The organism is Streptomyces katrae (assembly GCF_000966975.1).
Classification (GTDB): domain Bacteria; phylum Actinomycetota; class Actinomycetes; order Streptomycetales; family Streptomycetaceae; genus Streptomyces; species Streptomyces katrae.
In genome coordinates this window covers 1-19394 of the sequence record NZ_JZWV01000204.1, presented here as the reverse complement: position 1 = coordinate 19394, position 19394 = coordinate 1, and the positions used below count along the sequence as shown (strand labels likewise).

Genomic DNA, 19394 nt, shown 5'->3' with positions numbered 1-19394 from the left:
GGTCTACGCGCGTCCAATTCCATCGGGGCATATTCGAAAACACAAATACGGAAAAGCCTTTTTGGAGCATTGAACACAAGTGCCGACCCAATGGAAACAACTCCGCCGCCCTCGGGAGAGAATTCCGGCCAGGACGGGCCACGGCGGGACACCCCAGCCCGGAGCAACTCATAAGTAATATCCGGACTCAAAAGAAAATCAGGGGTATCCACCCGTGCAACGAAGAATATTCGGCGCGGCCGCCACGGCGACCGTGTTCGGCCTGCTCGTGCCGCTGTCCGGCTGCGGATCTTCCGCCGGCGACGCAGGTGACAGCGGTACGCTGCGCCTGGTGGCCGCCGAATACGGCGACAGCCCGGCCAACAGCTCCAAGGCCTTTTGGGACAAGGTGACGAAGGATTTCACCGCCGCCAACCCGGGCATCAAGGTCCAGGTGCAGCTCCTGCCCTGGGCCGACATCGACCGCGAGGTCTCCCGTATGGTCAAGGCCGGCAATGCGCCGGACATGGCACTGATGGGTTCCTACTCGGACTTCGCGGCCCAGGGAAAACTGTATTCCGCGGAAGAACTGCTCTCGATCAGCGCCGAGGCGAACTTCCTCCAGCCGCTCGCCGAGGCCGGCTCCGTCGGCAACACCCTCTACGGCCTGCCGTTCGTGGCGTCCAGCCGTCTCCTCTTCTACAACGACACCCTGTTCAGGCAGGCCGGCATCACCAATGCGCCGAAGACCTGGTCCGACCTGACGGCCGATGCCAAGGCGCTCAAGGAAAAGGGCGTGAAGTACCCGGTCGCCCTGCCGCTGGGCCCCGAGGAGGCGCATGCCGAGGCGATGATCTGGGAGCTGAGCAACGGCGGCGGGTACGCCGACAACAGCGGCAACTACAGCCTCGCTTCCGACCAGAACATCTCGACGTTCCGCTGGCTCAAGGAGAAGCTGGTCACCCCGGGCCTCACCGGTCCGACCCCGCCGTCCCAGCTCAACCGCGCCGACGCCTTCGCCGCGTTCCTGCGCGGCGAGGTCGGCATGGTCAACGGCTACCCCTCGCTGCTGCACGAGGCCCGCGCCAAGGGCATGACGGTCAACGCCGTGCCCATGCCGGTCTCGGACACCCTCGGTGCGGGCGAGACCCCGCCGACGGTGGGCGTGGCCGACTGGATGATGGCGTTCAAGCAGAACGGGAAGGGCGCGGAGATCGGCAAGTTCCTGGACTTCGTCTACCAGGACAAGAACCTGTCGGACTTCGCCGGCCGCTACCACCTGCTGCCCTCGACGGTCTCGGCCTCCCGCACCCCCTCGGGCGGCGGCCTCGACCGCAACGACGAGCAGTTCCTGACGGCCCTGCGCGGCGCGCAGCTCTACCCGGTCAACGACCCGTCGTGGGTGACGGTCAGCGACACCATCAAGCGCAACATCGGCCACGCCGTCGACGCGAACGGCGACGCCAAGGCGGTGCTGGAGGGCATCGCCGCGAAGGCGGCCGAGGCGGGCCGGAAAAAGGGCTGAAAAAGACCGGCCGGACGGGACCTTCGACCCCCGTCACGCCCCTTCCCCGTACGGCAGAATGGTTCACGGCCCTTGATCCAGGAGCCGTGGCCGCGTCGCCCGACGAGCACCCACAAGGTGCGCAGGGCGGCAGGCCACCCTTCCGCGGCTACTTCCCGGTGTGCTCCGCCGCGAACGCCGTCCGGTACTGCTCGCAGCTGGAGTTCCAGCGCAGCGTGCCGCCCACCTTCGCGTAGCCGGGGCGCTCGATCGTCCACTCCACCGTGTAGTCGCCGGTGTCGCACGCGATCCGCTTGTTCCCCGCCACCTTCTGACGGCCCGTCGCGGCCTGTCCGGCCAGCTCCTTGCGCACCTCCGCGACCGCGGTGTGTCCCGCGTCGCGCAGCACGGCGTGCAGGACGAGGGGGTGCTTGCCGTTCTTCGTGGTCAGGCCCTTGTTCACCAGCACGTCGGAGACCGTCCAGGCGAACTCGTACGAGGGCAGCCAGGCCAGCGTGTCCGGGTTCCCGGTCTTGCGCTCCCACTCGGGGGCGGCCGCGGTGCCGGGCCGGGTGACGGTCTCGTACTGCACCCCCGGGTGGAAGCGGGCCTCCCCCTCCACCTTGTGCTTCTGGTCCTTGCTCCACGACCTGCCGCTCCCGACCGGGTCCTGGGGGAGGTTCCCCTTGCCCTCCCCCTTGCCGTCGGCGGCGGTGGCGGCCGCCTGGCCGAGGACGGGGGTGAGGGCCGCGACGGCTGCGGCGACGGTGACGGTGAGAGCGGCGGTGCGGGTGCGCTTCATGCCCGGTCCAACGGGCCCCGGCGGCGGGCTGGAACGTCACGGGCCGCGCGTTCACCCGTACGTGAGCGGGGCGGGCGGTCACAGGTGACAGATTCCGGCCATGGCGGGCATATGAGCCCACCGGCTCTGGTTGTGTGGGCGCAGAACGACGGAACGATCTGCGGATGGATACGGGGGATGTCATGGGCATGACGATCAATGGGACGGTCGAGGCGGGCTGGGAGCCGGTCCGCGAGGCGTTCGAGGCCTTCGTGGCGGCGGAACCGCACTCCCCGGAGGCCCAGCTGGCGGTGCGTCACCACGGCCGGACCGTGGTGGACCTGTGGGGCGGCGAGGACACCGACGGGGGCACCCTCAGCGGGGTCTTCTCGATCACCAAGGGCGCTGCCCACCTGGTGGTGGCGCTGCTGGCGCAGGAGGGCGTACTCGACCTGGACCGGCCGGTGTCGGAGTACTGGCCGGAGTTCAAGGGCGACGGCAAGGAGCGACTGACGGTGCGGCAGCTGGTCGCCCACGGCTCCGGGCTGATCGCCGTCGACGAGTTCTCGTACGAGCTGATCGCGGACGACGCCCTCGTGGCGGCCGCGCTGGCCCGGCAGAAGCCGCACTGGGAGCCGGGGACGGCGTACGGCTACCACGCCTTCGTGATCGGCGCGCTGACCGGTGAGGTCGTGCGCCGGGTGACGGGCCGTTCGATCCAGGAGGTCTACGAGGAGCGGGTGCGGGCGCCGTACGGACTGGACCTGTACATGGGGCTGCCGGCCGAACTGGAGGGCCGCTGGAAGCCCGTGCTGGAGATGCTGCCGACGCCGGCGCAGCTGGAGGCGCTGGCCGCGGGCGGGCCGCTGCCGGAGCGGATGCGGGTGGCGTTCAACATGCACCACGGGATGGACCCGGTCACGTACGCCAACCACCCCAGGGTGAAGGCCCTCGGCCCGGCCTCGGCGGGCGGCGTCGGCACGGCGCGCGGTATCGCGGCCCTGTACGCGGCCGCGATCAGCGGGCTGGACGGCCGGCCGGCGCTGCTGGAGCCGGACATGGTGGCCGAGGTCGCGCGGCTGCACACCCCGGGGCAGGACGCGGTGGTCCCGGAGGCGGACCACTTCGGGCTGGGCTTCGAGAAGCAGCACGCGGTGGGCCCGGAGGCCTTCGGGCACTGCGGCGCGGCGGGCGCCAACGGGTTCGCCGACCCGGTGACGGGCATCGCGTACGGGTACACGCGCCGCCGCTTCGGCTTCCCGGGCGGGATCGCCCCGGAGAACGGGCCGCTGACGGCGGCGGTGCTTCAGGTGGCGCGGGGGCTGTAGGGGCCGGTGGGGTCCGTCGGGTCCGGTGTTCAGGCCTGGCCGGTCTCGAAGCGGCTGACGCGGCCGTCGGAGACGGTGAACCGCCAGGCGGTGCGCATCGATCCCCAGGTGTCGTTGCGGTAGTCGGCGACCAGGGAGCGGCCGCCGTCGGACTCGGCCTCGACGTCCATGTGGCCGTTGGAGGAGAAGATCTCCCGCTCGGCCCAGTCGTTCAGGTCGCGGTCGCTGCCGTCGTCGGACATGGTCGCGCCCGGCGTCAGGGCCGCGCCGAACGCCTGCTGGTCGCCGGCGTTGAGGGCCGCGACGAAGGCGCGGACGGCGGGGTCGCTGAGCTGGTTCACGGGGATCACGGGGCCTCCTGGCGGGTGCGGTCGTACGGGGCTGCGTGCGCGACCAGGGAACACCGTGGGCCGGGCCGGGTCCCAGACCCTCACCCGTTCGCCGTGCGACGGCGTGTCAGGGGGCGGTGCGGACCGGGAAGCCGGTCGGCCGCCCCTCGTCCTTGAGCCAGCCCAGTACCTGGTCGAGGGCGGCGACGGTCTGGCGGCGGTCGCCGCCCCCGTCGTGGAAGAGCACCGTGGGGCCGTTGCCGATCTCGCGCTTGACGTTGGCGACGATGGCGGCGGTGCCGGGCCTGCCGAAGTCCTTGGTGTCGACGTTCCAGCCGAGGGGGCGCATCCCGGCGGCCGCGGCGATGCGCCGGCTGTCGGGGGTGAAGGCCCCGCCGGGGGCGCGGTAGTACTCGACCCTGCGGTAGTACTCGACCCTGGCGCCGCCGCCGGCGGCCTCCTCGATCAGCTTCTTCGCGTCGAGAATCTGCGCCTCCTGGTAGGCGACGGGCTTCTTGTCCATGGCCGTGTCGTGGTCCATGGTGTGGTCGCAGAGCCGGTGGCCGGCCGCGACGACCTGCTTGACCAGGTCCGGGTGGGCCTTGGCCTGCGGGCCGATCATGCAGAAGACGGCCTTCACGTCGTACTTGGCCAGGACGTCGAGGACCTGGGGGGTCCAGCGGGGGTCGGGGCCGTCGTCGATGGTGATGTCGACGGCGTTCCCGCCGGCCTCCGAGGCGTGGGCGATGCCGTCGGGCACGGAGGAGGAGGGCGTCGCGCTCGCGCCGCCGCCCCGCTTCCCGTCTCCCGGGGCGGCGCTGCTCCCTGACGCGTTCCCATGGCTGGGGAGGGGGTGGTCCTCGCCGGCGGGGACGAGGGTGGTGACCCCCCACACGGTGAGGCCGCGACGGCTATCCGGGCCCGGAGGCTGTGCTTCTGCGTGCGCGTCATGTGGATCAGGACGCCTTCGAACCTGAGAAGGTTCCCCTGAATTACCCCATAAATTCCAGGTAATGAGGACTTTGGTCCTTTATAGCCGCTCTGGACACAGGTGTCCCTCAGGCCCCTGGAACATGCGAAGAGGCGGGTGGGGCCCGGGGAATCCCGGGCCCCACCCGCCTCTTGGGCCGTGTTCTCGGTCCGTGCGCGTCAGTGCGCGAACGAGTCCGCCGGGGAGGAGGCGGCCTTGGCCTCGGGGCCGCCGCCGGCCTGGGCAGGGCCGGCGCCCCGCAGCGGGACCTCCTTGACGAACCAGGCGAGCGCGAAGCCGAGGACGGCGATCGCCGCGCCGAGCAGGAACGCCGAGTGCGTGCCGGCCGCCACCGCGTGCTGGTAGGCGTCGCGTACGGCCTCGGGCAGCTTGGCCAGGCTGGCCGCGTCGAGCTGGGCGGAACCGGAGGCCTTGGCGGCCTGCGGGCCGAGGCGCTCGGACATGGTGTCCGTGACCCGGGAGGTGAACAGGGAGCCCATCAGGGCCACGCCGAAGGAGCCGCCGAGGGTGCGGAAGAGGGTGGCCGAGGAGGAGGCGACACCCATGTCCTTCATCTCCACGCTGTTCTGGGCGACCAGCATGGTGATCTGCATCAGGAAGCCGAGGCCGGCGCCGAGGACGGCCATGTAGAGGCCGGAGACCAGGCGCGTGGTGCCGGTGTCCATGGTGGCGAGCAGGAACAGTCCGACGACCATGAGGGCGCCGCCGGCGATCGGGAAGACCTTGTACTTGCCGGTGCTGGTGGTGATGCGGCCCGCGATGAGCGAGACGACCATCATCGAGAGCAGCATCGGCAGGAGCAGCAGGCCGGAGTTGGTGGCGGAGGCGCCCTGGACCGCCTGCTGGAAGAGCGGGAGGTAGAGCACGCCGCCGAACATGGCGAAGCCGACGAGGAAGCCGATGACGGACATCAGGGTGAAGTTGCGGCTGCGGAAGATGTGCAGCGGCATGACCGGCTCGGCGGCCTTGGTCTCGGCCCAGAGGAAGGCGGCGATGGCCAGGACGCCCACCACGATCAGGCCGATGATCTGGCCGGAGCCCCAGGCGTACTCGGTGCCGCCCCAGGTCGTCACGAGGACGGTCGAGGTGATGGCCACGGTCAGCAGGGCCGCGCCGAGGTAGTCGATCTTCCCCTGCGCCTTCTTCTTCGGGAGGTGCAGGACCGCCGAGACCATCGCGAGGGCGACGGCGCCGAGCGGGAGGTTGATGTAGAAGGACCAGCGCCAGCCCATGTGGTCGGTGATGGTGCCGCCGACCAGCGGGCCGCCGATCATGGCGAGGGCCATCACGCCGGCCATCATGCCCTGGTACTTGCCGCGCTCACGGGGCGGGATCAGGTCGCCGATGATCGCCATGACGCCGACCATCAGACCGCCGGCGCCCAGGCCCTGGACGGCGCGGAAGCCGATCAGCTGGCCCATGTCCTGGGCCATGCCGCTGAGGGCCGAGCCGATGAGGAAGATGACGATCGAGGTGAGGAAGGAGCCCTTGCGCCCGTACATGTCGCCGACCTTGCCCCAGATGGGGGTGGAGGCGGCGGTGGCCAGGGTGTAGGCGGTGACCACCCAGGAGAGGTGTTCGAGGCCGCCGAGCTCGCCGACGATGGTCGGCATCGCGGTGCCGATGATCATGTTGTCGAGCATCGCGAGCAGCATGGCGATCATGAGTGCCATCAGGACCACCCGTACGCTGCGCGGCTTCACCTCCTCCGCCGCTCCGGCCTGCTTCACTGCGTCGCCCATGTCCACTCCCCGTGACACCGATCTTCTTCATTCGCCGCGCGGACACTTACTTGCCGCCCGGCTAGTTCACTACACTGGGGAAGGTAGACCCGTCACTAGCCGGGCGTCAAGTAAGTTCGTGGGGAGACACATGTCCAGCAGCTCCAGCGGCACGGGACCGCAGGTCAAGCGGGGGAACACGCGCCAGCGCATCCAGGACGTCGCGCTGGAGCTCTTCGCCGAGCAGGGGTACGAGAAGACCTCGCTCCGCGAGATCGCGGAGCGGCTGGACGTCACGAAGGCCGCCCTCTACTACCACTTCAAGACCAAGGAAGACATCATCATCAGCGTCTTCGACGACCGTACGCGGTCCATCGACGAGCTGATCGAATGGGCGCAGGAACAGCCGAAGACGCTGGAGACCAAGCGCGAGATGCTGCGCCGTTACAGCGAGGCGCTGGCCACCGGCAGGCAGCTGTACCGGTTCATGCACGAGAACCAGGCGACGATGCGGGAGCTGAGCATCGGGGAGATCGTCAAGCAGCGCATCCTGAAGCTGGTGGAGCTGCTGCGCACGGAGGACGGGCCGCTGGCGGACCAGGTGCGCTGCGTGAGCGCCCTGTTCACGCTGCACGCGGGGATGATGTTCCTCCAGCACGTGGACGAGGCCGACCCGGAGGCGACCCGGCTGGCCGCCCTGGAGGTCGCGACGGACCTCATCACCCGCGCCCACGGCGGGGAGTAGGCCGGGGCCCGGCCGGGCCCCGGCCGGGCCCGGGCTCCCCCGGGTGGGGGATACGGCGGCCGGGCGCGGGCGGGCACCGGCGCGTCGGGCGGGCGGCGGGGCGGGCGGCCGGTAGTCGAAGGGGGTGCACGCTCGGCGGCGGGACCGCGAGGCCGCGGGGCCGTGAAGCTGCGAGGCCCCCTGGAGGACCGATGACGGCGCTGGACCCCTCACCCCCGCCGGATACGGCGGCCCGGACCGTACGGCGGGTCCGGCAGGGCTCGGCGGTGCTGCGCTGGCTTTCGACCACCGACCACAAGGTGATCGGCAACCTCTACCTGGTGACGGCCTTCGGCTTCTTCCTCGTCGCCGGGGTGCTGGCGCTGGTGATGCGGGCGGAACTGGCCCGGCCGGGGCTGCAGATCGTGTCGAACCAGCAGTACAACGAGCTGCTCACCGTCCACGCCACGATCATGATGCTGCTGTTCGCGACGCCGACCTTCACCGGTTTCGCCAACGCGGTGATGCCGCTGCAGATCGGGGCGCCGGACGTGGCCTTCCCCCGGATGAACGCCTTCACGTACTGGGTGTACCTGTTCGGCGGCCTGATGGTGGTCTCGGGCTTCCTGACCGCCGACGGGGCGGCGGCCTTCGGCTGGTTCGCGTACGCCCCGCTCAACGGCGCCGTGTACTCCCCCGGGACGGGCCCCGACCTGTGGGCGATGGGGCTGGCCGTGGCGGGCCTGAGCACCATCCTCGGCGCGGTCAACTTCATCACCACGATCGTCTGCCTGCGCGCGCCGGGCATGACCCTGTTCCGGATGCCGATCTTCACCTGGAACGTGCTGTTCACGTCCATCCTGGCGCTGCTGGCGTTCCCCGTGTTCACGGCCGCCCTGCTGGCCCTGGAGGCGGACCGCAAGTTCGGCGCGCACGTCTTCGACGCGGCGAACGGGGGTGCGCTGCTGTGGCAGCACCTGTTCTGGTTCTTCGGCCATCCGGAGGTCTACATCGTGGCCCTGCCGTTCTTCGGCGTGGTCAGCGAGATCCTGCCGGTCTTCAGCCGCAAGCCCATGTTCGGGTACGTGTCCCTGATCGGGGCGACGATCGCCATCACCGGCCTGTCCGCGACCGTGTGGGCGCACCACATGTTCGCGACGGGCGCGGTCCTGCTGCCGTTCTTCTCCCTGCTGTCCTTCCTGATCGCCGTGCCGACGGGGGTGAAGTTCTTCAACTGGATCGGCACGATGTGGCACGGCTCGCTGTCCTTCGAGACACCGATGCTGTGGTCGATCGGCTTCCTCGTCACCTTCCTGCTGGGCGGCCTCACCGGGGTGCTGATCGCCTCCCCGCCGCTGGACTTCCACCTCACCGACAGCTACTTCGTCGTGGCCCACCTGCACTACGTCCTCTTCGGCACGATCGTCTTCGCCACCTTCGGCGGGCTCTACTTCTGGTGGCCCAAGCTGACCGGCCGGATGCTGGACGAGCGGCTGGGCCGGCTGCACTTCTGGACCCTGTTCCCCGGATTCCAGCTGACCTTCCTGGTCCAGCACTGGCTGGGCGAGCAGGGCATGCCGCGCCGCTACGCCGACTACCTGGCGTCGGACGGGTTCACCCTCCTCAACACCCTGTCCTCGATCGGCGCCTTCCTGCTGGGGGTCTCCACGCTGCCGTTCCTCTACAACGTCTGGAAGACGCAGCGCGGGGGTGCGCGGGTGACGGTCGACGACCCCTGGGGCTGGGGCCGTTCCCTGGAGTGGGCGACGAGCTGTCCGCCGCCCCGCCACAACTTCCACGCCGTGCCGCGGATCCGCTCGGAGTCCCCGGCCTTCGACCTGCACCACCCGGAGGTGCCCCGTGAAGGCTGAGGCCTGGCTGTTCACCGGAACGGCCCTGTTCTTCGGGGCCACCACCGTCGTCTACCGCTGGTTCTCCACCGACCCGGCGGGCAGCTCCGCGCTGTGCGTGTCCTTCGTGATGTCGGCCCTCGTCGCCGCCTTCCTGTGGCGCCAGCACCGGCGGGGCGGGGAACGGCCGGAGGACCGCGGGGACGCCGAGGTGCTGGAGGCCTCCGGCCGGCGGATCTTCTTCCCCGACCGCAGCCACTACCCCGTCCTGACCGCCGCCGGCGCCGCGCTGACGGCGCTGGGGGTGGTGCAGGGGCTGTGGCTGTTCCTGATCGGCTTCGGGGTACTGGCGGCGGGGATCCTCGGCTTCGCCTTCCAGAACCTCGGCCACCCGGAGTAGGGCCACGGGACCTCGGGGGCTGCGGGGCCGGCGGGCCTACGGGACCTCGGGGCCTACGGGGCCGGCGGGCGGTCCGGGCCGGCCGTGACCTCGGCGATCTCCGTGCGCTGCTCGGGGCGATCTCCGTGCGCTGCTCGGGGGTCACCGGGTAGGGGACGCGGTCGCGGTAGTACCAGGAGCTGATGGCCGCCCGGGCCCGCTCGGCCACCCGGTGCGGCAGGGGGCGGGTCGGATCCTGGTCGTCCTCCAGCGGCCGGGGCTGCTCCCCGACCAGCATCCGGTACCGCTCGGCGGGGGGCAGCGCCCGGTGCTCGGGGTGGAAGCCGCCCTCGACGCCCTGGCGCACCAGGCCCGTCTCCTCACCCTCGGCCAGCAGCTCCCGCTCCCGGTCCCGGAGGGCCAGGCACAGCCGCCGGGTGAGCCAGAACACCACCGCCGGCACCGCGAAGAAGGCCACGCGCAGGGTCCAGGTCAGCTCCGGCAGGGGCACGGCGAAGACGAACGCGAGGATGTCCTGGGCCCCGGCCAGCAGCAGCACGGCGTACCAGGCGAGGGCCGCCGCGCCCAGCCCCGTACGGACGGGCCGGTCGCGGGGCCGGTCGCACAGGTGGCGTTCGCCGGTGTCGCCCGTGATCCAGCGCTCGAAGAAGGGGTAGGCGTACAGCACGGTGAAGAACGCGCCGGGCAGCAGGACGGCCGCCACGAACGGGTTCCACACCACCGTGTGCCCCCACAGCCGGGTCTCGGCCCCGGGCATCAGCCGCAGGGAGCCCTCCAGGAAGCCGATGTACCAGTCGGGCTGGGAGCCGGTGGAGACGAAGTCGGGCCGGTAGGGCCCGTACGCCCAGATGGGGTTGACCTGCGCGACGGCGGCGAGGGCGGCGAGCAGGCCGAAGACGAGGAGGAACAGCCCGCCCGACTTGGCCAGGTACTGCGGGAAGAAGGGCAGGCCGACGACGTTGCGGCCGGTGCGGCCGGGCCCCGGCCAATGGGTGTGCTTGAGGTGGACGACCAGCAGCAGGTGCACGGTGATCAGGCCCAGCAGCAGGCCCGGCACCAGCAGGATGTGCACGGGGTAGAGCCGGGCGACGATGTCGGTCCCGGGGAACTCCCCGCCGAAGGCGAAGGAGGCCAGGTAGGTGCCGACGACCGGCACCGACATCGCGACGCCCTGCGCGATGCGCAGCCCGGTCCCGGACAGCAGGTCGTCGGGGAGGGAGTAGCCGGCGAAGCCCTCCAGCGTGGCCAGCGCGAACAGGGTGACGCCGATGGTCCAGTTGAGCTCGCGGGGGCGGCGGAAGGCCCCGGTGAGGAAGATGCGCAGCAGGTGGGCGCCGATGGCGGCGAGGAAGACGATCGCCGCCCAGTGGTGGACCTGCCGGATCAGCAGCCCGCCGCGGACGTCGAAGCTGATGCGGAGGGTGGAGAGGTAGGCCTGCGACATGCGCACGCCGCGCAGCGGCCCGTACGAGCCGTGGTAGACGCTCTCGCGCATGGAGGGGTCGAAGAAGAAGGACAGGTACACCCCGGTCAGCAGCAGGACGACGAAGCTGTACAGGGCGAGTTCGCCGAGCAGGAACGACCAGTGGTCGGGGAACACCTTCCGCACCGCCCCCCGGGCCACCTCCCCCAACGGCAGCCGCGCGTCCAGCGCCTCGGCACCCCGCACCACCGCCCGTGTCCTCCGCTTGGAACCCGGCACCGGCGTGCCCCTCCTGATCGTCGGGCGCGTACGCCGTACCACGCTACCGAACCGGGGCAGGCAGGGGCAGAACAGACACGGGGGCATCGGGATACGGGGGCGCGCCGAGGCCGGGGCGGATGCCGGCGTGCGGCGCTAGCCTGAGGGGAGGCACGTAGCGTGACGAGACACCGACGCCGCCCGGAGGACCACGGTGACGACCATGACCGAACGAGCCCGGCCCATAGAGCCCGTCGAGGGGGAACGGACCTTCGAGGACGTGCTGCGCGCGGTCGAGGAAATGGACACACCAGACGGCTACAAGGCCGAGCTCATCCGGGGGAAGATCATCGTGTCGCCGTGGTCGAAGCTGCGTTACCTGCGCTCCATGCGCGCCCTGCGGCAGCAGCTTGAGCAGCACGCCCCTGAGGGGCACATCGCCGAGTCCTCGCCCTTCCTGTTCAGCTTCCCGGCAGCCGGCCGCGCCTACGGACCGGACCTCTACGTCGCGGACGAGGCCGCCTTCGACGCCGACGGCCGGCATGCCGACGCGGCAGCCCTCTCCCTCGTCGCCGAGTTCACCTCCGTCTCCCCGCGGGACGTGGACTGGGAGGAGAAGCTGCAGGTCTACGGGCAGGTCGTGCCCGTCTACCTCGTGGTCGACGCGCAGGGCGGGGAGATCGCCTGCTTCTCCGACCCGTCCCCGCAGGGCTATCGGGCCCACAAGACCGTCTCCTTCGGCACCCCCCTGCCGGTGCCCGCGCCGTTCGACTGCAAGATCGACACGACGGTGTTCAAGACCACCTGAGCGGGACCGGAGTCAGGCCAAGGGCGCGGCGGTCAGTTGGAGGACCTGGGCCGGGCCCGCGCGGAAGGTGGGGGTGGTGGCGTCGGCTTCGAGCATGTGGGGGGTGGTGTCGTGGGCGGCCAGGGCCTCCTGCGAGGTCCACTCCTCGATCAGGACGAAGCGGTCGGGGTCGCCCGTCACCCCGTGGAGGTCGTAGCGCAGGCAGCCCTCTTCCGCGCGGACCAGCGGCGCGAGGCGCTCGTACGCCTCCCGCTGCTCCCGGCCCCGGCCGGGGAGGGTGGTGATCAGGACGACCAGTTTCACGGGCTGCTGCGGCGGCTGCTTCGACATGCGGCGCAGCCTAGGCGTCCAAGATCGGCTCTGGCAGGCCGATTTCGCCCTGTGAGATGGTGGACGGCGTGAACCTGGAGGACCTCGTCCGGCTGCGCCGGGCCCGTGACGCGATGGACCGCGACTACGCGAAGCCGTTGGACGTCCCCGCCCTGGCGCGCATCGCCCTGATGTCGGTCGGCCACTTCCAGCGCAGCTTCCGGGCCGCCTACGGCGAGACCCCGTACGGCTACCTCATGACCCGCCGCATCGAACGGGCGAAGGCCCTGCTGCGGCGCGGCGACCTGTCGGTGACGGAGGTCTGCTTCGAGGTCGGCTGTACGTCGCTGGGCTCGTTCAGCTCCCGTTTCACCGAGCTGGTCGGCGAGAGCCCGAGCGCCTACCGGGCCCGCGACCACGGCGACAGCGCCGCCATCCCCGCCTGCATCGCCAAGATCCACACGCGACCGGTCAGGAACGGAGAAGCCAAACCCGACACCCGCGCGTAGCGTCGGAGCCATGGGAATCAAGCTCTCGCAGTGCTTCATCGCCGTCGACGACCACGACAAGGCCATCCCCTTCTACCGGGACGTCCTGGGCCTGGAGGTCCGCAACGACGTCGGGTACGAGAACATGCGCTGGGTGACGGTCGGCTCTCCCGAGCAGCCGGACGTGGAGATCGTCCTGGAGCCCCCGCTCGCCGACCCGAACGCCACCCCTGCCGACCGCCAGGCCGTCGCGGAGCTGCTGGCGAAGGGCATGCTGCGCGGGGTCATCTTCACCACCGACGACGTGGACGCCACCTTCGAGCGGATCCGCGCCGCGGGCGGTGACGTGCTCCAGGAGCCGATGGACCAGCCGTACGGGGTCCGCGACTGCGCCTTCCGCGACCCGGCCGGGAACATGCTGCGCTTCAACCAGCCCCGCAAGGGCTGACGCGGCGCCCCTGACGGCGTACGCCCTGGCCCCGGGCCTCAGGGCCGGCTGAGCCGGGCCTCCAAGGCGGCGGGCAGCGGGTAGACCCGTTCGGGCGGCAGCAGCCGCTGCGCCTTGGCGGCCTGCCCGCCCTGGATCAGGGCGGCGGCCTTGCGGACCTGCGGGGTGAGGTCGGTGATGCCGGTGGTCCACTCGTCGGTGAAGGTGCGGATGAGGTCACGGCCGATGCCGACCTGGATGCTGTAGTGGTTCAGCGCGGCCCCGCGTGCGGAGCGCTCGGGGTCCCACTGGACGTGCACCGCCGCGCCGGCGAGGGCGGCGGGGTCGGACGTCGTCGTGAGCACGGCCCGGGACAGGGCCTCCTCCCACCCCGTCCGGCTGATCCGCACGGCGAGGATCCGCTCCTGGCCGGGCTTGCGGGCCCAGTTCTGCGGTGCATCAGCCAGAGGAAGGACGGCTTGATCCACGTCATCCGCCCGAAGGAGAACGGAGCGACGAAACGGCCCGCGCGGAGGGCGGCGTCGGCGATGGCGGGGGCGTAGGCCTGGTAGACGACGATCGTGTGCGCGTCGTGGTCGGCCCGGATCTCGTACTGGCGTGCCATGCCCCGCACCCTGTCATCCGGCCGGCCGGCGGCGCGAACGGGTTTCGTCCCGTCCCCCTGCCGGGTGTGGGATCCCCTCGGCTGGTTGGGCGCGGCCGTTCGAGGGGAGCGTGCGGGGCGTCGCGTGTCGGCCGGACCGCCGACGTGCCCTCCCACTGTGATGGCTCCGACCGGTTCGCCCCCGCTGGAGTGGAGCACCCGCATGTCCCAGCCCGCTTCGTCCCGCCGCCCCCGCCCCCTGAGCACCCGCCTGGTGGCCGCCGCACTGACCCTCGGCACCGTCGGCGCCCTCACCGCCGCGGCACCGCCCCTCCCGGGGGACCCACATCCCCGGAAGGACCACGGCTTCCAGGAGGTCGACCTCGTATCGGACATCCCGGGCCGGGCCCAGGTGACCGATCCCCATCTGGCCAACCCGTGGGGCCTGGCGACCAACCGCGCCGGACAGCTCCTGGTCTCGGACAACCACACCGATCTGGCCACGACCTACTCGGGCGGTCAGAAGGGGCAGCCCGTCCGCGTCCTGAACCGGGTGGTGACCTTCCCCAGGGACGGCGCGCCCACGGGGGTGGTGCGCAACGACGGCGACGACCTCGAATTCACGGACCCCAACCCGCCCGGGCGCACCGGCCCGGCCCGTTTCCTCTTCGCCGGGGAGCACGGCGACCTGTTCGCGTACAACGCGGAGGTCAACCGGACGAACGCGATCCCGGTCGCCCACGAGGACAGCGGCGGCGAGACCGCCATCTTCAAGGGGCTGGAGCTGGTCCGCCTGAAGGAGGACCGGGAGGGCCGCAAGGACCAGGCGGCCCAGGAGGGCCAGGAGGAGCGGAGCCATGAGCGCGGCGAGCCGAGGGTGCTCGTCGCGAACTTCCGTGGCGCGCGCGTCGACGTCTTCGACGAGGACTTCCGCCTCCTGCCGCCGGACGGCGCGTTCCGGGACCCGAACCTGCCGGCCGGCTATGCGCCGTTCAACATCAAGGAGATCGACCACAAGGTCTTCGTCACCTACGCCTTGCAGGACGAGGACAAGGAGGACGACGTCCCCGGCGCGGGCCACGGCTTCATCGACGTGTACAGCAAGGAGGGGCGCCTGCTGAAGCGCTTCGCGAGCGACGGCGTCCTCAACTCGCCCTGGGGTCTGGAGATCGCGCCGAAGGGATTCGGGAAGTTCGCCGGCGACCTGCTCGTCGGCAACTTCGGCGACGGCCGCATCAACGTCTTCGACCGGCACAGCGGCAAGTTCAAGGGCACCGTCGAGGACCGCAACGGCCGCCCGATCGCGATCCCCGGCCTCTGGGGGCTCAAGCGCGGCACCGACAAGTCCGGCGGCCGTGAGGCCGTCTGGTTCGCGGCGGGGATCAACGACGAGGAGAACGGCCTGCTCGGAGTCATCCGCGCCGAGCGCTGACCGGCCCCGCCGCCGCGGCGGCTACGCGGTCCGGACCCGGAGGGGGAGCGTGGCCCACGTACGGGTCCCCCCGCCGGGTTCGCGGGAGGGCCCGACCCCCCACTCCCCGCCGTGGTCCCGGACGAGCGCGGCGAACACCCGGAGGGTGGCCCGGCGGCGGGCTTCGCAGAGGGCGGCGAGGCGGGGCTGGGCGTGGGCGGGGTGGCCGTCGTACACGATAAGGCGGAGGGCGTCGTCCCGATGCCTCAGCGACAGGTACAGCTCACCGTACGGGTCCATCCGCCAGGCGGAACCCATGAGTTCGGAGGCGGCCTGCACGGCGGTGGCTTCGAGGGGGTCGAGCGCGTAGGCATGCAGGGCCGCCCGCACGGCCTGCCGGGCGATCCCGGCCGACCGGGCGGAGGCGGGCAACGTCATGCTGCACGAGAGCCCGTCCGGCGGGGCCGGTTGCGCGGGGTGGTCGGGGGCGACCGGGCAGGCGGTGGGGGTGGCGAAGAAGGGCGCGCTGAAGGGGGTGAGCATGTTCGGCTCCCAAGTCGTCTGGATGGACGGCGAATTGGCGTAGGAAGCTCGACGCGCACGGATGGCTCACGCGGTGTGGGGAGGTGGCCCGTCGCCGAGGCCGAGGCATGCTGCGGCGATGCACTTCGACTCCCCTGGGTGAGCGGTGCGCTACCTAAAGTAGCGCGATAGGTGGGCTATTGGCCACCCGCTTGCTTGGATCGGGCGGCAGGATGGATCCGGTGCCCCATGACACGGCACACTGCACGCATGCCGCCACGCACCTCGCCGACAGAACGGCAGAAGCGACTGGGCGCCGAGCTGCGCAAGATGAGAGTGGCAGCCGACGTATCTGCGGAGTCCGCTGCCGGGTTGCTCGGCCTCGACCGGTCCAAGGTCTCTGCGATCGAGCAGGGGATCCGCGCCATCAGCGAGGAGCGCCTCCGCGCACTGGCCTGCCACTGCGACTGCGCGGACGAGGAGTACATCAACGCTCTCGTCGCGATGACGCAGACCCGCAAGCGCGGGTGGTGGGAGCGCTACCGGGGGTCCCTGTCGGCCGCGATACTGGACATCGCCGAACTGGAATCCCACGCGACGCGCATGCTCTGTGCGCACTCGGTCCACATCCCCGGCCTGCTGCAGACCAGCGAACACGCCATGGCCCTCTTCCGGTTCGCCGTGCCCACGCTTCCGGAGGAACAGGTGACGATGCGGGTCGCGCACCGGCTGGAGCGCCAACGGGTGATCGAGGGCGACTCGGCGCCCGAATACGTCGCGGTCGTGCACGAAGCAGCCCTGCGCATGCAGTTCGGCGGGCCCAAAGTGGCACGGGCACAGCTGGAGTACCTCGGGCACATGTCCGAACGGGACAACATCATCCTGCGCGTCCTCACCTTCGACGCAGGCGGCTTCCCGGGCGCCGGCCAAACGGTCAACTACCTGGAGGGACCCGTCCCCCAGCTCGACACCGTGCAGGTGGACAGCACGCACGGCCCCGATTTCCTGCACACCGAGGCCCAATTGGCCAAGTACCGACAGCAACTGGAGTGGATGGAACGGCTCAGCCTGCCACCTGCCGAATCACGGGATTTCATCCACGCCCTCGCCCGCCAACTCTGAGAGGACCTGATGGCCGACATCACGTGGGAAGACCCCTACTGCGCCGAAGGTGCCAGCTGCTACCGGCTCGGGGTGGACCAGGACGGCAACAGCTACATCGCCGTCGCGGGACGGGAGGACACCCCGCTGGTCGACACCCGAGAGGCCCTCTCCGCCCTCATCCGGGACATCAAGGCCGGCAAGGCCGACCACCTGCTGGACGAATAGCCGGCAGGCCACCGGTACCCCCTTACCCTGATCAGCGTTCGTCGAAAGAACGTCAAGAGGGGGGCCTCGCGATGTCGGGGAAGACGTTGGCGGGAACCGCCGTCACACTGGCGGTGATCGCGTCGATCACGGCCTGGATCCTGTCGCACAACGGCTATTTGCCGGGCGACGCCGTCGTGCGGACGTGGGCAGCCGCGAAGGACCGGCCCGCCGACGGGCGTCCCAGCGGGACATGGGTCGTCGGTGACGTCGCCGTCCGCAGCCGGTTCGACGCGGTCACCGGCTTCGGCATCGCCGACGGGCAGAACGGCAAGAAGCTCTGGGAGTACGTACCGCCCGGCCGGTCCCAGATCTGCGGGAGCGCCCGGCACGCGGACGCGTCGGTCCTGCTCGTCGCCTACGGCGAGGAAGGCGGCGGGGCGAGCGAGCCCGCCCCGCAGGGCAAGGGCTGTGCGACCGTCCTCGCCCTCGACGTGAAGGACGGGCGGCAGCTGTGGACCGCCCAGCGGACGGTCACGACCGGCCGGCTCGGCCAGGGCGCCCGGTTCCTGGACACGGGCCGGGACCTCGCCCTCGTCGCCCATGACCACCGCGACGCGCTGGGGGCGCGGACCAAGGACGAGCACACCTCGCTGCGCGCCCTCGACCTGCGCACCGGAAAGCCCCGCTGGACGGCGGCGCTGCCCGACCGGTGCGGCCCGCAGCAGGTGTCCGTGGGCAAGGAGCAGGTCTTCGCGGTCCTGGAATGCGGGGGTGCCGATCGCGTGAGTCCCGGCAGCTCTGACGGGCCGGAGCTGATGACGGCCGCCTTCAACCGCGAGACCGGCGCCCTGAACTGGAACGTCCCCGTCGACGCCCGCCGCCCCGTGCGCCTGGGCTCCACCGTGGCCATCGAATCGACGGACCCCCTGGTCCTCAGCGACACGGGCAGATACACCCCCTTCGGCCAGGACGGACGGCCGCGCCCCGGCATCGAGTTCAGCGGCGGACGCGGCCGGACCGGCGAGCCCGACTACCCGCAGACGGCCATCACGGGCGAGCGCATGTACGCACTGGAAGGTTTCTGGGAGAAGGGACAGCGGCACCGGCTCGTCGCCTTCGACCTGACGACCGGCGAGGAGGTGTGGAAGGTGACCCTGGACGACCCCGCCGCCGCGCTGACCGCGCGGGGTGACCGGATCACCGTCCTGGGCGAGTGGTCCACCCAGAGCAGCAAGATCACCGACCTGCTGGAGTACGACGCCGACAACGGCGAGGAACTCGACGACCGCCGTTTCCGCGACGCCGTGCCCGGTGCCGGCACCCTCTACGAGCACGACGGGCAGCTCATCATCGCGGGGACGGGCGGCGACCACACCTTCACCGCCTACGAACGGTGGTGAGCGGCGGCCCGCTCAGGGGGAGCAAGACCGGCAAGGCCGACCACCTGATCGACCCGGACGGCTGACGACACACCCCGCCCCGGGCCGACATGCCCGACCGGAACCTCGCGTTTCGCTAGCTTTTCGCATCATCCGCTTCTCTCGGAAGAAGACATGATGCGCCAGCCCGCCCCGTTCACCACGCGCGCCCGCATCGCGTGGTGGACCGCCCTCCTGACCGCACTCATCGCCACCTGGCTCCTGCCAACCGCCCACGCACACGCACACCCCGGCGCCCCGCCCGGACAGCACGCAGGATCCAACCCTCTCCCCGCCCACAGCGGCAGCTGACCCGGCCCGAACCGTCAAGGACCAAGGCGTTCTTCGACACGGTGGTCAAGGACCGGGGGTTTAGGGCCAACTGACACGACGCCGTCCCTCATTCTCACGGAACCAGAGGCGCGCCCGGTCTCCCGTCCAGCGCGGCCGGCGGGGTCGCGGTGGCGGCCGACGAGCCGCGGAGGAGGGTGGGCAGGTCGTGGGGGCGGGCCGGTTCGTCGGTCGGGGTGGCTTCCGTGATGCGGTCCAGGCGGAAGCCGCGGCCCGCCCGGCGGGTGCGGCACCAGGCGATGAGGTACCAGTGGCCCTCGGCGGTGAGCAGGCCGGCCGGTTCCACGGCGCGTTCGCTGGCGCGGCCGGTCGCGTCGGCGTACGAGAGCCGTAGGACGGTGCCGTCGGTGAGGGCCCGTTCCACCGCGTCGCGGACCGGCCGCCGCGTCCGGGACGGGAGGGCGACGATCCGGGCCGCGAGGGTTTCGGCCGCCGCCGCGGCCGGGCCGGTCATCGA

At 71.1% G+C, this 19394-nt stretch carries 20 protein-coding genes and 2 pseudogenes; 12 read left to right on the top strand and 10 right to left on the bottom strand.

Annotated features, from left to right (window positions below; genetic code table 11):
- On the bottom strand, window positions 1-212 hold a 212-nt coding region (locus VR44_RS46355), incomplete at its 3' end, for a hypothetical protein (protein ID WP_211275045.1).
- 2 nt (window positions 213-214) lie between these two features.
- On the opposite strand from VR44_RS46355, the gene VR44_RS09415 reads away from it, so the two are divergent.
- Entirely contained in the window at window positions 215-1504 is a 1290-nt protein-coding gene (locus VR44_RS09415) for an extracellular solute-binding protein (RefSeq protein WP_045946950.1), read from the top strand.
- A 148-nt stretch (window positions 1505-1652) separates the two neighbouring features.
- Here VR44_RS09415 and VR44_RS09410 read toward each other — a convergent pair whose 3' ends face one another.
- Window positions 1653-2285, bottom strand: a complete 633-nt coding sequence (locus tag VR44_RS09410) for a hypothetical protein (RefSeq protein ID WP_045946949.1) — start codon at window positions 2283-2285, stop codon at window positions 1653-1655.
- Window positions 2286-2449: 164 nt separating this feature from the next.
- On the opposite strand from VR44_RS09410, the gene VR44_RS09405 reads away from it, so the two are divergent.
- Window positions 2450-3592 (top strand): serine hydrolase domain-containing protein, encoded by a 1143-nt coding sequence (locus tag VR44_RS09405; protein WP_245691651.1) that lies wholly within the window; start codon window positions 2450-2452, stop codon window positions 3590-3592.
- A gap of 29 nt (window positions 3593-3621) precedes the next feature.
- Here the strand turns inward: VR44_RS09405 and VR44_RS09400 are convergent, their stop codons facing one another.
- From VR44_RS09400 to VR44_RS09390, 3 genes are all read right to left on the bottom strand, one after another.
- The gene (locus VR44_RS09400) at window positions 3622-3942 is read right to left on the bottom strand and encodes a hypothetical protein (RefSeq protein ID WP_045946947.1); all 321 of its coding nucleotides are present in this window, start codon (window positions 3940-3942) and stop codon (window positions 3622-3624) included.
- Between the two features lie 106 nt (window positions 3943-4048).
- Window positions 4049-4816 carry a polysaccharide deacetylase family protein gene (locus VR44_RS09395; RefSeq protein ID WP_045946946.1) on the bottom strand — a complete coding sequence of 256 codons (768 nt, stop codon included), beginning with the start codon at window positions 4814-4816 and terminating at the stop codon, window positions 4049-4051.
- Between the two features lie 254 nt (window positions 4817-5070).
- Window positions 5071-6654, bottom strand: coding sequence for an MDR family MFS transporter (locus VR44_RS09390; protein ID WP_045946954.1), 1584 nt, complete (start codon window positions 6652-6654; stop codon window positions 5071-5073).
- A gap of 130 nt (window positions 6655-6784) precedes the next feature.
- Between VR44_RS09390 and VR44_RS09385 the strand changes: the two genes are divergently transcribed.
- From VR44_RS09385 to ctaF, 3 genes are all read left to right on the top strand, one after another.
- Window positions 6785-7378 carry a TetR/AcrR family transcriptional regulator gene (locus tag VR44_RS09385; RefSeq protein WP_045946945.1) on the top strand — a complete coding sequence of 198 codons (594 nt, stop codon included), beginning with the start codon at window positions 6785-6787 and terminating at the stop codon, window positions 7376-7378.
- Between the two features lie 191 nt (window positions 7379-7569).
- Complete coding sequence (gene ctaD / locus VR44_RS09380) at window positions 7570-9228, top strand: aa3-type cytochrome oxidase subunit I (protein WP_045946944.1); 1659 nt, start codon at window positions 7570-7572, stop codon at window positions 9226-9228.
- Window positions 9218-9607, top strand: a complete 390-nt coding sequence (ctaF, locus tag VR44_RS41025; RefSeq protein WP_052713518.1) for an aa3-type cytochrome oxidase subunit IV — start codon at window positions 9218-9220, stop codon at window positions 9605-9607. The genes ctaD and ctaF overlap by 11 nt, the downstream gene beginning before the upstream one ends.
- A 103-nt stretch (window positions 9608-9710) precedes the next feature.
- On the opposite strand, the pseudogene qcrB reads toward ctaF, so the two are convergent.
- Window positions 9711-11309: pseudogene (gene qcrB / locus VR44_RS09375) on the bottom strand (cytochrome bc1 complex cytochrome b subunit); the annotation flags it as partial.
- A 202-nt stretch (window positions 11310-11511) separates the two neighbouring features.
- Here qcrB and VR44_RS09370 point away from each other — a divergent pair.
- Window positions 11512-12096, top strand: coding sequence for a Uma2 family endonuclease (locus tag VR44_RS09370; protein WP_169790992.1), 585 nt, complete (start codon window positions 11512-11514; stop codon window positions 12094-12096).
- Window positions 12097-12108: 12 nt separating this feature from the next.
- Here the strand turns inward: VR44_RS09370 and VR44_RS09365 are convergent, their stop codons facing one another.
- Window positions 12109-12426, bottom strand: a complete 318-nt coding sequence (locus VR44_RS09365) for a putative quinol monooxygenase (protein WP_045946942.1) — start codon at window positions 12424-12426, stop codon at window positions 12109-12111.
- Window positions 12427-12482: 56 nt separating this feature from the next.
- On the opposite strand from VR44_RS09365, the gene VR44_RS09360 reads away from it, so the two are divergent.
- Both VR44_RS09360 and VR44_RS09355 read left to right on the top strand, forming a co-directional pair.
- Window positions 12483-12914: a helix-turn-helix transcriptional regulator gene (locus VR44_RS09360; protein WP_211275044.1), complete on the top strand. Its 432-nt coding sequence runs from the start codon at window positions 12483-12485 to the stop codon at window positions 12912-12914.
- A gap of 10 nt (window positions 12915-12924) precedes the next feature.
- Entirely contained in the window at window positions 12925-13341 is a 417-nt protein-coding gene (locus VR44_RS09355; RefSeq protein WP_045946941.1) for a VOC family protein, read from the top strand.
- A 38-nt stretch (window positions 13342-13379) separates the two neighbouring features.
- On the opposite strand, the pseudogene VR44_RS09350 reads toward VR44_RS09355, so the two are convergent.
- Window positions 13380-13945 (bottom strand): annotated as a pseudogene (locus VR44_RS09350) (DUF4291 domain-containing protein).
- A gap of 202 nt (window positions 13946-14147) precedes the next feature.
- Between VR44_RS09350 and VR44_RS09345 the strand changes: the two are divergent.
- A complete protein-coding gene (locus VR44_RS09345; RefSeq protein ID WP_052713517.1) occupies window positions 14148-15356 on the top strand; it encodes a TIGR03118 family protein in 1209 nt (402 codons plus the stop codon).
- Window positions 15357-15377: 21 nt separating this feature from the next.
- On the opposite strand, the gene VR44_RS09340 is transcribed toward VR44_RS09345, so the two are convergent.
- Window positions 15378-15878: an ATP-binding protein gene (locus tag VR44_RS09340; RefSeq protein WP_045946940.1), complete on the bottom strand. Its 501-nt coding sequence runs from the start codon at window positions 15876-15878 to the stop codon at window positions 15378-15380.
- Window positions 15879-16127: 249 nt separating this feature from the next.
- Here VR44_RS09340 and VR44_RS09335 point away from each other — a divergent pair, with 249 nt between their 5' ends.
- The 3 genes from VR44_RS09335 (at window position 16128) to VR44_RS09325 (ending at window position 18568) form a co-directional block, all read left to right on the top strand.
- Window positions 16128-16979, top strand: coding sequence for a helix-turn-helix domain-containing protein (locus tag VR44_RS09335; protein ID WP_045946939.1), 852 nt, complete (start codon window positions 16128-16130; stop codon window positions 16977-16979).
- Between the two features lie 9 nt (window positions 16980-16988).
- Complete coding sequence (locus VR44_RS09330; RefSeq protein ID WP_045946938.1) at window positions 16989-17186, top strand: hypothetical protein; 198 nt, start codon at window positions 16989-16991, stop codon at window positions 17184-17186.
- A 71-nt stretch (window positions 17187-17257) separates the two neighbouring features.
- Window positions 17258-18568 (top strand): outer membrane protein assembly factor BamB family protein, encoded by a 1311-nt coding sequence (locus tag VR44_RS09325; protein WP_094191522.1) that lies wholly within the window; start codon window positions 17258-17260, stop codon window positions 18566-18568.
- A gap of 424 nt (window positions 18569-18992) precedes the next feature.
- Here VR44_RS09325 and VR44_RS09320 read toward each other — a convergent pair.
- On the bottom strand, window positions 18993-19394 hold a 402-nt coding region (locus tag VR44_RS09320), incomplete at its 5' end, for a helix-turn-helix transcriptional regulator (RefSeq protein ID WP_045946936.1).